The sequence below is a fragment of the Pantoea sp. GW821-FHT03E06 genome, from assembly GCF_059420725.1.
The window spans coordinates 600,994-614,166 of the sequence record NZ_JBWKUG010000001.1 but is presented as its reverse complement, the minus strand read 5'-3'; the positions used below and the strand labels follow the sequence as shown (position 1 = coordinate 614,166).

Annotated in this window: 13 protein-coding genes, 1 tRNA gene and 1 pseudogene; 6 read left to right on the top strand and 9 right to left on the bottom strand. The window is 54.8% G+C overall.

Features of this window, described 5'->3' with window-relative positions; genetic code table 11:
- Positions 1–8 precede the first annotated feature (8 nt).
- Positions 9–1,025: an isopenicillin N synthase family dioxygenase gene (locus AC07WB_RS02800; protein WP_345827329.1), complete on the bottom strand. Its 1,017-nt coding sequence runs from the start codon at positions 1,023–1,025 to the stop codon at positions 9–11.
- A gap of 213 nt (positions 1,026–1,238) precedes the next feature.
- Here AC07WB_RS02800 and AC07WB_RS02795 point away from each other — a divergent pair, with 213 nt between their 5' ends.
- Positions 1,239–1,916: a YecA/YgfB family protein gene (locus AC07WB_RS02795; protein ID WP_345827330.1), complete on the top strand. Its 678-nt coding sequence runs from the start codon at positions 1,239–1,241 to the stop codon at positions 1,914–1,916.
- 85 nt (positions 1,917–2,001) lie between these two features.
- Here AC07WB_RS02795 and AC07WB_RS02790 read toward each other — a convergent pair whose 3' ends face one another.
- The 4 genes and pseudogenes from AC07WB_RS02790 to AC07WB_RS02775 all read right to left on the bottom strand — a co-directional run bounded on the left by AC07WB_RS02790 (position 2,002) and on the right by AC07WB_RS02775 (position 6,294).
- On the bottom strand, positions 2,002–3,057 hold the full coding sequence (locus AC07WB_RS02790; protein WP_345827331.1) for a DUF1176 domain-containing protein: 1,056 nt from the start codon (positions 3,055–3,057) through the stop codon (positions 2,002–2,004).
- Between the two features lie 79 nt (positions 3,058–3,136).
- Positions 3,137–4,321 (bottom strand): annotated as a pseudogene (locus AC07WB_RS02785) (arabinose transporter); the annotation flags it as partial.
- Positions 4,322–4,360: 39 nt separating this feature from the next.
- Positions 4,361–5,230, bottom strand: coding sequence for an SDR family oxidoreductase (locus tag AC07WB_RS02780; protein WP_494939998.1), 870 nt, complete (start codon positions 5,228–5,230; stop codon positions 4,361–4,363).
- Positions 5,231–5,403: 173 nt separating this feature from the next.
- Positions 5,404–6,294, bottom strand: a complete 891-nt coding sequence (locus AC07WB_RS02775) for a LysR family transcriptional regulator (protein ID WP_097095038.1) — start codon at positions 6,292–6,294, stop codon at positions 5,404–5,406.
- Positions 6,295–6,384: 90 nt separating this feature from the next.
- Between AC07WB_RS02775 and AC07WB_RS02770 the strand changes: the two genes are divergently transcribed.
- Entirely contained in the window at positions 6,385–7,164 is a 780-nt protein-coding gene (locus AC07WB_RS02770) for an NAD(P)H-dependent oxidoreductase (RefSeq protein WP_097095039.1), read from the top strand.
- A 30-nt stretch (positions 7,165–7,194) separates the two neighbouring features.
- On the opposite strand, the gene AC07WB_RS02765 is transcribed toward AC07WB_RS02770, so the two are convergent.
- The 3 genes from AC07WB_RS02765 to AC07WB_RS02755 all read right to left on the bottom strand — a co-directional run bounded on the left by AC07WB_RS02765 (position 7,195) and on the right by AC07WB_RS02755 (position 8,757).
- Positions 7,195–7,524, bottom strand: a complete 330-nt coding sequence (locus tag AC07WB_RS02765) for a DUF1493 family protein (protein WP_097095040.1) — start codon at positions 7,522–7,524, stop codon at positions 7,195–7,197.
- A 313-nt stretch (positions 7,525–7,837) separates the two neighbouring features.
- Positions 7,838–8,131, bottom strand: a complete 294-nt coding sequence (locus tag AC07WB_RS02760) for a contact-dependent growth inhibition system immunity protein (protein ID WP_494939997.1) — start codon at positions 8,129–8,131, stop codon at positions 7,838–7,840.
- Positions 8,132–8,672: 541 nt separating this feature from the next.
- A tRNA-Leu gene (locus AC07WB_RS02755) sits at positions 8,673–8,757 on the bottom strand.
- Between the two features lie 300 nt (positions 8,758–9,057).
- Here AC07WB_RS02755 and AC07WB_RS02750 point away from each other — a divergent pair.
- Positions 9,058–9,567: a YjjA family protein gene (locus AC07WB_RS02750; protein WP_494939996.1), complete on the top strand. Its 510-nt coding sequence runs from the start codon at positions 9,058–9,060 to the stop codon at positions 9,565–9,567.
- 60 nt (positions 9,568–9,627) lie between these two features.
- Here the strand turns inward: AC07WB_RS02750 and pdxR are convergent, their stop codons facing one another.
- Positions 9,628–10,989, bottom strand: coding sequence for a MocR-like pyridoxine biosynthesis transcription factor PdxR (pdxR, locus tag AC07WB_RS02745; RefSeq protein WP_494939995.1), 1,362 nt, complete (start codon positions 10,987–10,989; stop codon positions 9,628–9,630).
- Positions 10,990–11,116: 127 nt separating this feature from the next.
- Here pdxR and AC07WB_RS02740 point away from each other — a divergent pair, with 127 nt between their 5' ends.
- The 3 genes from AC07WB_RS02740 to AC07WB_RS02730 all read left to right on the top strand — a co-directional run bounded on the left by AC07WB_RS02740 (position 11,117) and on the right by AC07WB_RS02730 (position 13,170).
- Positions 11,117–11,596 (top strand): carboxymuconolactone decarboxylase family protein, encoded by a 480-nt coding sequence (locus AC07WB_RS02740; protein WP_097095045.1) that lies wholly within the window; start codon positions 11,117–11,119, stop codon positions 11,594–11,596.
- 95 nt (positions 11,597–11,691) lie between these two features.
- Positions 11,692–12,327, top strand: a complete 636-nt coding sequence (locus AC07WB_RS02735; RefSeq protein WP_097095046.1) for a hypothetical protein — start codon at positions 11,692–11,694, stop codon at positions 12,325–12,327.
- Positions 12,328–12,492: 165 nt separating this feature from the next.
- Positions 12,493–13,170: a MarC family NAAT transporter gene (locus tag AC07WB_RS02730; protein ID WP_097095047.1), complete on the top strand. Its 678-nt coding sequence runs from the start codon at positions 12,493–12,495 to the stop codon at positions 13,168–13,170.
- The last annotated feature ends 3 nt before the right edge of the window (positions 13,171–13,173 follow it).

Below are 13,173 nucleotides of genomic sequence, written 5' to 3'. Positions count from 1 at the left end.
TTAGTTTCTTATGATTTAACGCTATGGAGAGTGTCAGCGTAATAACGCTGCGCCACGTCGCGATGCGATCGCAAACGCCCTTTGAGGTAGTTCCAGCCCACTTCGCGCAGCAGCGGATTGCTGGGATCGCTGGTGGGGCCGCGCGCCTCCGCCGCCAGCTCTGGTGGCAACGAGTAGAGCGGGACTTCGGCATCCAGTTGCGCACCAAGAAAGAAGGCGATTGATAGCCGCTCCTGACTGGCGGGTGGTGATATCACGCGGTGCACGGTAGCGCGCAGATAACCGTTGGTGGCAATTTCCAACAGTTCGCCAATGTTCACCACGAACGCGCCCGGTTTTGGCAGCGCATCCACCCAATGGTCAGGCGTCACTTCCACCTGTAAACCCGGCTGATCGTCCTGCAACAAAAAGGTAAGAAACCCAGAGTCTTTATGGGCGCCAACGCCTTGCTGGCTGGCATCTGCCGCCTGACCGGGATAGCGAATAAGCTTCACATGTTCGTTGGGATGCGTACCGTACAGCGCATCGAATGCATCCGGCGGCAGCGAAAGAGACCGGGCAAAGGCGCGCAGTAAGCGCAGCGAAACCTGCGTCATCGCCTGCTGCCAGGCGTGGATCACCGGACGCAGCTGCGGCAGCGATTCCGGCCAGAGATTAGGCCCTTGCAATTGCTTCCACGCCGGATCGCCCGGCTGCAACGCCAGCGCCTCGCGCTCGGCACCAATATCAAATTGCTCGCGCTGATCGCGCTGCTCGCGGGTATATTCCACGCCCGCGCGGTTGTAGCCGCGAAAGTGCGGCGAGTGAATCATCGAGACGCGCTGTTTCTCGTCATCCGGCAATGCAAAGAAAGCCCGCGTGATACTTTGCACGTTCTGCAGCAGCTGCGGATTGATGCCATGATTAACCAGATAAAAAAAACCAACGTCACGTGCGGTTTCCCGCAGCTCGGCAAGATAGTGCGCCTGTTCAGCATCCGGCAATTCCAGCAGCGCTAAATCCAGTACCGGCAAAGTGGTTGCCATACTTTTTCATCCTTTATCGGGAAACGTTCGGTGTTTACGCTGCCATCTGTCGGCAATAGCAGCCAATACTGTTGTGCACTATGTTATGGCGAATGATTTTTAGGATAGGTTCAGCAATCGATATGCAAAAAGCGGTAAATCACGCCCGCTTCCCGTTATAATCGCCGCCATTAACTTGGGCATTGCCCTTATTGACAAAGCAGGAGACGCCGTATGAACCAGGGCCCATTAACGGAAAAAGAGCTGAACTGGCTTGAAGATATGCTGGAGAAATACGGCAATGAACACTCGGTGGTAGATACCGCCGAGCTGGATGGCATGCTGACGGCACTGCTTTCCGGCCCAAACGATATCGAACCGAGCGAGTGGCTGGTGGCAATGTGGGGCGGCAAAAAGCACATTCCTAAGTGGTCCAACGAGCGTGAAATGGATCGCTTTATGACGCTGACTTTCCAGCATCTCAACGACATTGCTGAGCGCCTGGCCGAATTCCCGGAGCAGTTTGATCCGCTGTTCGGTACGCAAGAGATGGAAGGCCAGGAATTTACCGTGGTGGAAGACTGGTGCTACGGTTATTTGCGCGGCGTGGCGCTGGATGCGGATTGGTCGCTGCTGCCGGCATCCCTGCAGCCGATGATGGAGGCGATTACTCTGCACGGCAGCGAAGAGCAGCTGGCGAAGCGTGAAGCTTTCACGCCAGAAGAGTTTGAAGCCAGCATCGATGCGATTCGCCCTGCCGCGTTAGAGCTGCATGAATACTGGCAGGAACAGCGTATGGCGCAGCCGGATCCCGAGCCACAGTTACCGCACTTTGCCGGGGAAAAAACCGGACGCAACGATCCTTGCCCGTGCGGCAGCGGCAAAAAGTACAAGCAGTGCTGCGGTAAATAATCCCCGACACACATGAATGGGTACCCTACATAATCCCGTCGTAGGGTCGCCATTCATGGCGACCTGGTGCGCATAAATGCGCACCTTACGGAATCACAGCCGGTTTCACTTCGGTGACCCACGTTGGCAGCTGCCACGCGCCGCCGGCGCGAATTGCGCGACACATGCCGGTGGTTGCATCACTACTTTGTACAAAATCTTTGCCATCCCACACCCACGCCGCCGTGCTCCAGCAGTCGCCGATGCCGCGTCCTTTCTGTGCTTCCGCGATGACGCCTTCGCTGTAATCAGTACCTGAATCCGTTACCAGCTGCGGTTTGCCCTGTAACCTGGTGTCGATCAACCAAAAACCGTAGCCTTCGTTATAAGCACCGCGCCAGCACAGCGCGGCAATCAGCACGTGCGCACTGTCCACCGGCGTTAACGTCAGTGGCTCTGCGCCCTCTTCCGGCTGATCGTCGGAAGGCGCGAGATTGTCGCAGCTGTCATCATCGGTGAGAGACGCAATCAGCTTCGGTTTCAATAGCGCCAGCTCATCGGCAGTTAACGGGCGCGCATCGGCTTTCGCTACCTTTACCTGCTGAATCACCGGCATGGCCTGCGCCGCCGGAACGCTGCTTTCCGGCTTATTTCCCTTGCGCACCAGGGCGCCCGGCGTGCTGAGACGTCCCTGCGCGTCATCCATTTTCAGTAGCGTCGCGAACGCGCCATTGCTGGAGAGATCGAACGGCTCTTCGCCACCGCGAAATTCCACCTTGCCGCTGTTTTTAATGGCGTTAATCAGCGCCTGAGTTTGCTCATCGGTCAGCGTCCATTCGTCATTTTCTGCTTTCGCTACCGCTCCCAACGCCCGATCGTCAATCCACAACGTTAGAGTATCAACCTGCTTCGAATCATCGTCGCCGGTATCGGCCAGCACTACGCGGCCATGCGTCGTCGCGTTTGGCCCGCCCGCACGCACCAGCAGCACCGAGCCACCTGCGCCCTCTTCGGCGCTGTAACCCGCCGCGCGACAGGTCAGCGTGTTATCGCAAGCCAGCTCCCAGTCTTTATGGCTAAAGGAGACACCATCTTGATCTGCCAACAACGGCGCACTCAAGCCGGCAAGCAACGACATCGCCAGCAGCAATCGGGTAAACATGCCATCTCTCCATAATGGTAAAGAGGGCTAGTGTGATGACTTTTGTGACGCGGGAGAAGTGAATTTTTTGCGGCGGTGACTATTCCGTTACGCGTTGCGTCTCCGGCGCACGCGCCAGTAAACCTGCTGCCACCAGCACCGCGCATCCCACCGCTATAGCACCCGCCAGATACACCGATGCAATGCCAAAATGGCCCGCCAGCGCGCCAGCAACCGGACTGGTGATCGCCAGCGCGATATCAAGAAATGCCACATAAGCGCCCATCGCCAAGCTGCGCGTTTGCGGCGGCGCGCGACGTACCGCTTCCACGCCAAAGCCCGGAAACGCCAGCGAATATCCAAAGCCGGTTAGCGCTGCGCCGAGATACGCCACATTGGCACTCTCAGCTCCCCAAATCAGCAGCTGCCCCAGAGCTTCAATAATCACACACACCAACGCCACGCGTGCTCCGCCCAACTTGTCGGGGAGATGGGCAAAGAACAGACGCGCCACGATAAACGTAACGCCAAAGGCGGTGAAAGCCAGCGACGCGTTGCCCCAGGATTTAGCCGCAAACAGCAGCGCGATAAAAGCGGTGATCATGCCAAATCCCACGCTGGCCAGCGCCAAACCCAGGCCCGGCCGCCAAACCGCCCCCATGACTTTATAAAATGGCGTACGCGTTGTTGCCGTCGGCTGGACGCCGCGCTGACGGCTGATAAACAGCAGCGGTAACAGAGGGATGAGGATGATGGCTACAGCAATACCGCTAAAGTGCCAGGCGTGATAAACGGCAACGCCAAGCGGTGCGCCCAGCGCCCACGCGCCATAAATCGCAATGCCAATCCACGCCATCACTTTGCCCGCATTGCCCGGCCCTACCAAACCTAATCCCCAGCCGAGTGCACCTGTGGCGATCAGGCTCTCTCCCAGCGCCAGCACCACGCGGCCCAGCAGCAAAATAGCTACCGACGTGTGGGTTTGATGAATGAACAGCAGCGACAGCAGGTAGATGCAACCCGAGCTGGCAATGACCATCAGCCCGGCAATCACAGCACGTTTCGGTCCGCGCATATCGGCAAAATTTCCCGCCCAGGCACGCGTCAGCAGCGCGGCAATAAATTGCGCACCGATCACGGCGCCAATCATGAGCGTATCCATGCCGAGGTTTTGTTGCAGATGCAGCGGCAGTACCGGCAGCTGCATCCCCATGGTGAGAAACGAAATAAATACCGCCAGCGAGAGTGGCAGCAACGTCATAAATACAGTGGATTTCATGATGGTATTCCGGAAAGCTGTCGCTTAAGCCGCGACAGCCAACGATTAAATATGGGTGTAATAAGCGGGGTTGTTGAGTTCCGTCAGCAGATCGGGGCCGGTTGGCATCCAGTCAAGCAGTGCGCGCGTTCGTACGCTCGATACCGCCATGTTGCCGGCCGCCATGTTCGCGAACCAACCAAAATGCTCACGTTCGCGCGCCTCGGCAGGCAGGCCAAGTTGGTGGGCCAGCGCCTGCGCAATAGCCTGGAACGGCACGGCCTGATCTGCAACGGCATGGTAAACACGCTCGGTTACCCCTTGCTCCAGTGCCAGGCGATAAACGCGCGCGGCATCACGGCGATGCACACCCGACCAAACGTTTTGCCCATCGCCATACCATGCCGAAACGCCGGTTTCACGGGCCAGCCGCACCAGGATCGGGATAAAACCGTGATCGCCGAGGCCATGTACGGAAGGTGCCAAACGCACCGCCGCCACGTGCACACCTCGCTGAGAAAGCACATTGGCTGCGGCTTCCGACTGGCGTGGTGAGACCGGTTTGGGCTGATCCAGCTCCGTTGCGCCGCTCGCCATGCCTGATAAACCGGACGTCACCAGCAGCATGCGATCGGAGCCTTCAATTGCCGCGCCCAGCTGCTCAATCACGCGTCGATCCTGCTCGCAATTCTCCACGAAACGGGAGAAATCGTGGTTGAAAGCGGTATGAATCACTGCATCGGCGTTTTGCGCAGCGTGGCGCAGAATATCGCTATCCTCCAGCGAGCCGTGAATCACGTGAGCACCGGCTGCCGCCAGCGCCCGGGCTTTATCTGTGGAACGTGCCAGACCAGAAACTTCATGGCCTGCTGCGATCAGATCTTCCACCACCGCTGAGCCCACCCAGCCGGTGGCACCGGTTACGAATACATGCATGGTCTGTTCTCCTGAAAATGATAAATGCGAGTGTTTCGTCGTTTTCATATGATGCAGGGAGAAAAACCGCGGCGCTAATCGCATTGGATTTCAGATAAAAGCGTGAAAAAAAGCCTTATGGAAAAGTAGGTTACGCTCAATAACACCCGCTTAACTCGCGTTAAGGTTCAGGTTTATAGCGCTGCCACAATTTGTTGTCGCAGCCATTGCTGTGCCGGATCGCGATGCAAACGCTCGTGCCACAGCAGCAAAATATCAAAGCCTTCAATGTCGAGCGGCGGCGCTATAACCGTGAGCTGTTGAGCATGACGTACCAGACGCTCAGGCAGCACCGCAACGAGATCGCTATTTGCTAAGACATCCAGCATAAACAGAAAATGTGGCACCGAGAGCGCCACGCGGCGACTGCGCCCCCGCTTTGCCAGCGCGCGATCTGTCGCCGCAGTGAACCCACCACCATCCGGCGACACCATGACAAACTCCAGCTCGCAAAACTCATCGAGCGTTGGAGGCCGTTGCAGCTGTGGGTGATCGCGCCGTCCTGCCAGCACATAACGCTCGCTAAACAATTTACGCTGATGCAGCGTTGGCGGCGCGTTATCACCGGTATGAAACACCAAATCCAGTTCGCCCTTTTCCAGCTGCTGCGCGACCTGCGGTGGATTGAGGGCAAATATCGCCATACGACTGAGCGGTGCCGCAGCACGGACCAAATTCAATGCGGGCAAAATCAGCGCTGAAGACATGTAATCGGTGGCGGCGAGGCGCCAGGTCACATCCGCAATGGCTGGGTTGAAAGCATCCGGCGGCGCGACCGCGCGCTCCACCGCCTCCAGCGCCAGACGCAACGGCTCGCGTAACGCCTCAGCGCGTGCGGTTGGCAGCATGCCGCGCGGACCGGGCAACAGCAGCGGATCGTCAAACAGTAGCCGCAGCCGCGCCAGCTGTGCGCTGACTGAAGGTTGTGAGAGATGCAGACGCTGCGCCGCACGCGTAACGTTGTGCTCGCTTAACAGTACATTGAGTGTCTGCAACAGATTCAAATCCAGTGAGTTGATATTCACCCTTTCTATACCTGAGATATCAGCAATTGATTTCCACTATAGTCAGCACGGCCGTAATCTGCAGCTGTTTTCATCTCACAGGATTAAGCCATGAATGTACTGATTGTGTATGCCCATCCGGAACCGCACTCACTTAGCGGTTCACTTAAAGATTTTGCGGTACAACATCTGCAGCACGCTGGACATCAGGTGCAGGTTTCCGATCTCTATGCCATGCAGTGGAAAGCGCAGCTCGACGCCAGTGATACGCACGCCCCGCTGGTCGGCAGTCATTATGATGCCACTGTGGATTCACGCTTCGCCTACGATCATCAATTGCAAGCTGCGGATATCGCCGCCGAGCAGGAAAAACTGCGCTGGGCCGACACGGTGATCTTCCAGTTTCCGCTGTGGTGGTTTTCCATGCCGGCCATCATGAAAGGTTGGTTTGATCGTGTTTACGCTAACGGCTTTGCCTACGGCGTGGGCGAGCACAACGATCAGCATTGGGGCGATCGTTACGGTGAAGGCAATCTCAGCGGCAAACGCGCCATGCTCGTGGTGACGACCGGCGGCTGGGAATCGCACTACAGCCCGCGCGGCATTAATGGCCCGATAGACGCGTTATTGTTCCCCATCCATCATGGCATGCTGTTTTATCCTGGCTTTAGCGTGCTGCCACCGCTGGTTTTCTATCGGGTGCAGAAATCAGCGCAGGAGCGTTTTGCCGGCTGGTGTGATGCGCTAGCAACGCGTTTAGATACGTTGGCCGAAACGGCACCGATTGCCTATCGTCAGCAGAACGGCGGCGATTATGCGATACCTGCGCTGACGTTAAAGGATGAATTTGCGCCGGAAGAGCGCGGTTTTGATGTGCATGTGAAGAAGTGAACTGCGGCAGGCTCTGCGGGGAGCCTGTCTTTATTCGTACAACCAGCGCCCCACTTTTGCCGATTCAATTAACATTCCCAGCGTAAAATCAGGCACCACCGGCACGTCGCGCTTAGTGAACGGGTTGAGAATTTGCACCAGCGAAGGCTCAGCGGGATAGTAAGTTTCGATGACAAACTCTCCGCGCTCTACGCTGAATTCGTTGAAGAATTCGTCCATCAGAGCAGCGGCTTCCTCGCGCTCAAAGTTGAGATCGCTATCAATATCAATCTGCGGTGTCAGCGTCTTTTGCTTAAACAGGTAGACGCCGTCGTAACGTCGCACCAGCTCGTAGATACGCTGCTCGATTTCATCTGTCATAGCCTCTGCACCTCCACTGATTCACCGGAGCGCCATTCTGCCATGCAAACTTGTCAGCAGGATGAAAAAAAAGTTCAAACAGAGAATTTTGAGACAAAGGGAGAAATATCGGAGCGAAGCGGGGTTTTTACAACATCCATAACAGGCATCTGGATAGGCTCAACGCGTATCGCCAGCGACCTACGCTTATATCTAAAATGCAGTGTTTAGTGGAGTTGATAGCGATTTATAACCTGCTGCGCCACGAATTTTTATCGTTGATTCAATCCCTGGCAGAGATCGTCTGAAGAATGTGCAATCGCTGGCACTTCATCTAATCACTCAACGCAATAATGACGTTCTCGAGAAAAAGTCGTGCAGTAAATCCCCATGCTGTGGGTGACAACTCCCCCTCAGCAAGGTTAGAAAAAACCAGATTGAGTTCGTTTTCATCCGGATAGGATTCTAACAATTGATGTGCTTCGCGAATGGTTTCCTGAATAGCTTTGGTATTTTCTGCGTTTTTGTAGGCGGCTAATATTTCATAAAAATCTTCACCAAATAAATCATAATCCTGACCAAAAAAGACCCGCACCAAAACGCCCAGATGGTTGAACTTTGTATTCATATGATCCCCTATTTTATTATCGGGTATGCTGTGAGGACGCAGCAAAAAGAAGATGGTAGGTTAAACGCAGAGGTGCCTGATGACGTCATATATGACTCGGATGGTAAACGGCGCCGTACGCCCGGCGTAGCCGGTTTCGGACCTGTATATTCTGCAATCCCATCCCTCGCCCTGATTAACCTAACCCAGCTACCAACGATGAAGAAGTTTATGTAACCCCTTTTACCCCGGTGAGCGGGCTTTACGGCGCTTGCGACGTGAAGGGCGTGATTTCCGGGGCCTTGGCGGCGGCAGCTTGCTGCAGACGCTTAGGGGGGTGTTAATCATAACTTTCAGCGACAGTCACTGAACTTAACACGGTAGCTGTTGGTACAAGCATTATCGAACCAAAAATACCATCATCTGTACCAAAACCTGTTGGTAGATGTACGTTGATGTCGGTTGACCTTAAGAGAGTTAATATAGTGGGAAAGATAGGTAAATACTGGATTTCAGGCACAAAAAAAGCCGCTCGTAAGCGACTTAATTTTGCATCAATCGATGGTGCCGAAGGTCGGACTCGAACCGACATGTATCTCTACGGTTGATTTTGAATCAACTGCGTCTACCGATTTCGCCACTTCGGCACTGAAGGGATGCGGAAAACGTTGGGGATTATACCGTTACGCGCAAAGTGCGCAACTGGAATCGTTGCGGATGTGCGCTAAGCGTTGAAAAAATCAGCATTCTGCGCTCAACTGCCTGTAAAATCATCAATCGAGCATGAGTTTTACCTCGCTCTTCCACTCCTACCCGTTTCAATGCCCGATAAAACCAAGAACTGTCTCATTCTCCTGTTATCCGTCGTGCTCTCAGGAACTTTCTTAAAGCAAACCTCTCTTAACCAAAACTGACGCAGTCAGAACATAAAAGACAACGAGGTTGAGATGAAATTACAACGCATGATTTGGGGATGTGGCATCGCGGTAGCACTGGTTGCGGGGAGCGCATCGGCGGCGAGTTGGCAGGATCAGCTAAGCAGCGCGGCATCACAGCTTTCGCAGCAGAATAGCAGCACCGCGGGTAGCGCTAACGCGCAGAACGGTGGACTGTCGCTCTCTTCTGTTACGGGCCTGCTGAACGGCGGCGATAAAGCAGTGAGCGCCAATAGCATGACCAACGCTGCGGGCGTGATGTCCTATTGCGTGCAGCATAACGTGGTGGATAACAACGTGACGTCGGTGAAGGATCAGGTGCTGAGCAAGCTCGGCTTAAGCAGCCCTGCCGCGCAAGCGCAGAAAACCGATTATCAGCAGGGTGTACAAGGTTTGCTGAATACCGGCAACGGCCAGCAGCTGAATCTGCAAAGTCTGAGCAGCTCACCGATGGGCGAGAAGCTGAAAACCAAAGCCTGCGATGTGGTGCTGAAGCAGGGTAAAAAATATATCGGCATGTAAGGACGCGCCGGTATCAAGGCGCGAGCTGTCCCTCGCGCCTTTTCTTTATTTAAACGCTTCTCACGTTTCGCGCGCCGTTCTTTGCAACAGCGCGAATGCCTGCTCTGGCGAGCGAATATTGGTGTAACCAATCACTAATCCATAGCGCTTCTGCGTCTGCATATACCAGCCGGAAAGCGGCAGTACGCGGAGTTGATGCCGCTGCCAGATTTCTGCCAACGCTTTGTCCTGCGTACCGCGACGCAAAAAGGCGACAATGTGCATGCCGCCATCCGTGAGTTCGAAATCAAACATTTCCGGAAAGCATTGCTGTAGTGCATCCAGCATCATGCGGCGTCGCTGCTGATACAGAATGCGCATCTTCTTAATATGACGATAAAAGTGACCTTCGCTGAGGAACTGCGCCAGAATCTTTTGCGGCAGCAGCGACATGCCGGTTTCAAGGATTTCACCTAACTCGTTGAAACGCGCAATGGTCTCTTTCGGCATCACCAGATAGCCAACGCGCATCGCTGGCATCATGGTTTTGCTGAAGGTGCCGGTGTAAATCACGCGATCGTGTACATCCAGGCTTTTCATCGCCGGAATCACTTTGCGCGTGTAATGAAACTCGCCATCGTAATCATCTTCAATAATCCAGCTGTCGTTCTGGTGTGCCCACTCCAGCAGCTGATGTTTGCGGGGCAGCGATAAAGTGACCGCCAGCGGACTGTGATGCGTAGGCGTCACGATGGAGAAACGTGCATCCGGGTGATAGCGCAGCAGATAATCAACATCCATCCCCTGGCGATCGACTGGCACATAATGCAGATTTGGGGCGATGCGCTTCAGTAATTTTTGGCCAAAGAAATAGCCAGGATCTTCAAACAGCACTTTATCGCTCGGCTGCGCCAGCACAGCCAGAATCAGCCGCAGGTTGGCGCGATAGCCGCTGGTGATAAAGAGCTGTTCCGGCTGGCAGTTGAGCCCGCGAGAAATACTCAGATAGCTGGCGATCGCCTCGCGCAGCGGCTGATAACCCATGACCGGTGGCAAGATCATCTCCTCTGGCCGCAGCGTACGTGCAGCCTTGCCGGAAATAAGCAGCCACTTCTTGTGCGGAAATTCATCCAGAGCAGGAATGCCAAGTCGCAGTTCACCTTTGCTCTCACGCGGAGAATTTTCGCTGGCCGGTGGCGCGGAAACGGCTGCTTTTTCCGACGCTGTAGCCAGAAGCAGCTGTGGATTGACGCATGTGCCCTTCGCGCCCTGGCTGACGAAATATCCTTCGCCGATGAGGATTTCATAGGCGGCTTCTACCGTTTTGCGCGCTACCTGCAATTCACTCGCCAGCGTACGAATGGCTGGCACACGATCTCCTGGCTTTAACCGCCCTTCAAGAATGTGCTGACGATACCGCGTATAAATTTCTTTGTAGCCCACGCCATGTCCTACCTATTTTAACGGTTTTTGGCCCTTTTAGCTCAGACATAGAAGTTTATGATGTCCCCTATCAACCACGCAATGCGTGGCGAGCCATTAAACGTTTATTCTGCAAGAGGAAAGCAACATGACATCGCGCGTTAATCACTTCAAAACCGTACCTGCTTTAGTTAAAGCCATGTCCGAACTCTCAACGGCTGTCGGCAACACATCGCTGGAAGCCTCACTGAAACATCTGGTCGATCTGCGCGCTTCACAGCTCAACCAGTGCGCCTTTTGTGTGGATATGCATGTAAAAGAGGCCAAACTGCACGGCGAGCGCGAACTGCGTTTGCATCATGTGGCTATCTGGCGCGAATCTCCGCTGTTTACCGCCAAAGAGAAAGCGGCGCTGGCGCTGACCGAAGCGCTTACGCGTCCGGGCGACCACGGCATTGAGGATGCGTTGTATAGCGAAGTGCGCGAGCACTTCTCCGAAGTCGAAACCAGTGAACTGACATTCTGCATCGCCACCATCAATACCTGGAATCGCCTGATGGTGCTATCACGCATGACGCCCGGCGCATTTGATAGCGCGTATGGCCTGGATCGCGCTGATTTGCGTTAATTTTTACCACCCGCAGTGCAAGCTGCGGGTGGCACCATGTTCATCTGCGCTGTCGGAGGCTATAGTGGGTTTTTGCACCACATAGGACAGCGCACATGAAAGGCATCAACATTGCGATTTACTTCGATCCCGACCAGATTCACATCTGCGTTCACCAGCAGGATGACAGCTATCTCAGCCAAACTTTCATTTACGACGACAGCGTAATTGAAGAGATTTATCAATGGCTGGAGCAGTTCACACCGAATCGCACCCACATTTGCCTGATTGAGCACGATACCGCTGATGTCCTCGCCGATGAACTGGTGGATAACGGTTATCACGTCCATCAGGTGACGCAACACGATCTCCTCACCTGGTTCGCCAACGAGCCGCCCGCCGAGCCCGACGGATCCCCGGTACGCGCGCTGCTGCGCTATCTGCAAAACGAGCAGCCGTCTGAATATCAGTCCCGCACGCCGCAGATTGAGGCGCTGATGGATTTGCTGGATGAGTTGGACGATCTTGAAGGTGTCGATGAAGTCGAAGATGAAGACAATCTGCCGGATGATGTACTGCGCCTGATGAAGCAGAAGAAGATCACTGCGCAAGACGCGGCGCAGCGATTGCTGCCGGATGTGAATGAGCGTATTCGCGAGCACTTAATCAACTATCCCGAACTGATGACGCCCGAACTGCTGGAGGATTTCTTCCCCGAGCTGATCGAAGCGCTGGATACGCCGAAGCACTAATATTCGGTATTTCGGTACGCAGATATTTCTGTGCAGATCCCTCCCTGGTCGCCATAAATGGCGACCCTACGTTGTTGGATTGCCGTTTAGAGCGGCCGTGCATAATTGGATCGCCGTTATTGTAGGGTCGCCATTTATGGCGACCTGGAAATTTAAGGAATTTTCATGCTGGAGCTTTTTAAAGCCATCGGGCTGGGATTGGTGGTGATTTTGCCGCTGGCCAATCCGCTCACCACCGTTGCGCTGTTTCTTGGCCTTGCAGGCGATATGAATTTTCAGGAGCGTAATCGCCAGGCGATGCAGGCCTCGATCTACGTATTCCTGATCATGATGGTGGCGTGGTACGCCGGCAGCGCAGTGTTGCACACGTTTGGTATCTCGATTCCCGGCTTGCGTATGGCAGGCGGGCTCATTGTGGCATTTATCGGTTTTCGCATGCTGTTTCCGGCGAAACCTGTTGGGCATTCGGTTGAGGCCAAACACAAGCAGGATGAGCTGGACGCCACCGATAACACACGCGAAACCGTGAATATCGCCTTTGTGCCGCTGGCGATGCCGAGCACTGCGGGGCCAGGCACCATTGCGATGATCATCAGCTCGGCTTCCACGGTAAAAGCCGGCGTCGATTTTCCTGCGTGGGTGGTGGCGGTCGCGCCGGTGCTGACGTTTCTGGCTGTGTCTGTAATTCTATGGATTTCACTGCGCAGTTCTGGCGCCATTATGAAGCTGGTTGGTAAAGGTGGGATCGAGGCGATTTCACGTTTGATGGGCTTTTTGCTGGTGTGTATGGGCGTGCAGTTCATCATTAACGGCGTGTTAGAAGTGATTCACACTTTCCATTAAACC

Excerpts from the sequence above, each read along its gene's own strand:
- AC07WB_RS02795 (WP_345827330.1), top strand. The coding sequence starts at position 1,239 with ATGAACCAGGGCCCATTAACGGAAAAAGAGCTGAACTGGCTTGAAGAT.
- AC07WB_RS02770 (WP_097095039.1), top strand. The coding sequence starts at position 6,385 with ATGAATGTACTGATTGTGTATGCCCATCCGGAACCGCACTCACTTAGC.
- AC07WB_RS02735 (WP_097095046.1), top strand. The coding sequence starts at position 11,692 with ATGAAAGGCATCAACATTGCGATTTACTTCGATCCCGACCAGATTCAC.
- AC07WB_RS02765 (WP_097095040.1), bottom strand. The coding sequence starts at position 7,524 with ATGACAGATGAAATCGAGCAGCGTATCTACGAGCTGGTGCGACGTTAC.
- AC07WB_RS02800 (WP_345827329.1), bottom strand. The coding sequence starts at position 1,025 with ATGGCAACCACTTTGCCGGTACTGGATTTAGCGCTGCTGGAATTGCCG.
- AC07WB_RS02740 (WP_097095045.1), top strand. The coding sequence starts at position 11,117 with ATGACATCGCGCGTTAATCACTTCAAAACCGTACCTGCTTTAGTTAAA.
- AC07WB_RS02750 (WP_494939996.1), top strand. The coding sequence starts at position 9,058 with ATGAAATTACAACGCATGATTTGGGGATGTGGCATCGCGGTAGCACTG.
- AC07WB_RS02780 (WP_494939998.1), bottom strand. The coding sequence starts at position 5,230 with ATGCATGTATTCGTAACCGGTGCCACCGGCTGGGTGGGCTCAGCGGTG.
- AC07WB_RS02730 (WP_097095047.1), top strand. The coding sequence starts at position 12,493 with ATGCTGGAGCTTTTTAAAGCCATCGGGCTGGGATTGGTGGTGATTTTG.
- AC07WB_RS02790 (WP_345827331.1), bottom strand. The coding sequence starts at position 3,057 with ATGTTTACCCGATTGCTGCTGGCGATGTCGTTGCTTGCCGGCTTGAGT.
- AC07WB_RS02760 (WP_494939997.1), bottom strand. The coding sequence starts at position 8,131 with ATGAATACAAAGTTCAACCATCTGGGCGTTTTGGTGCGGGTCTTTTTT.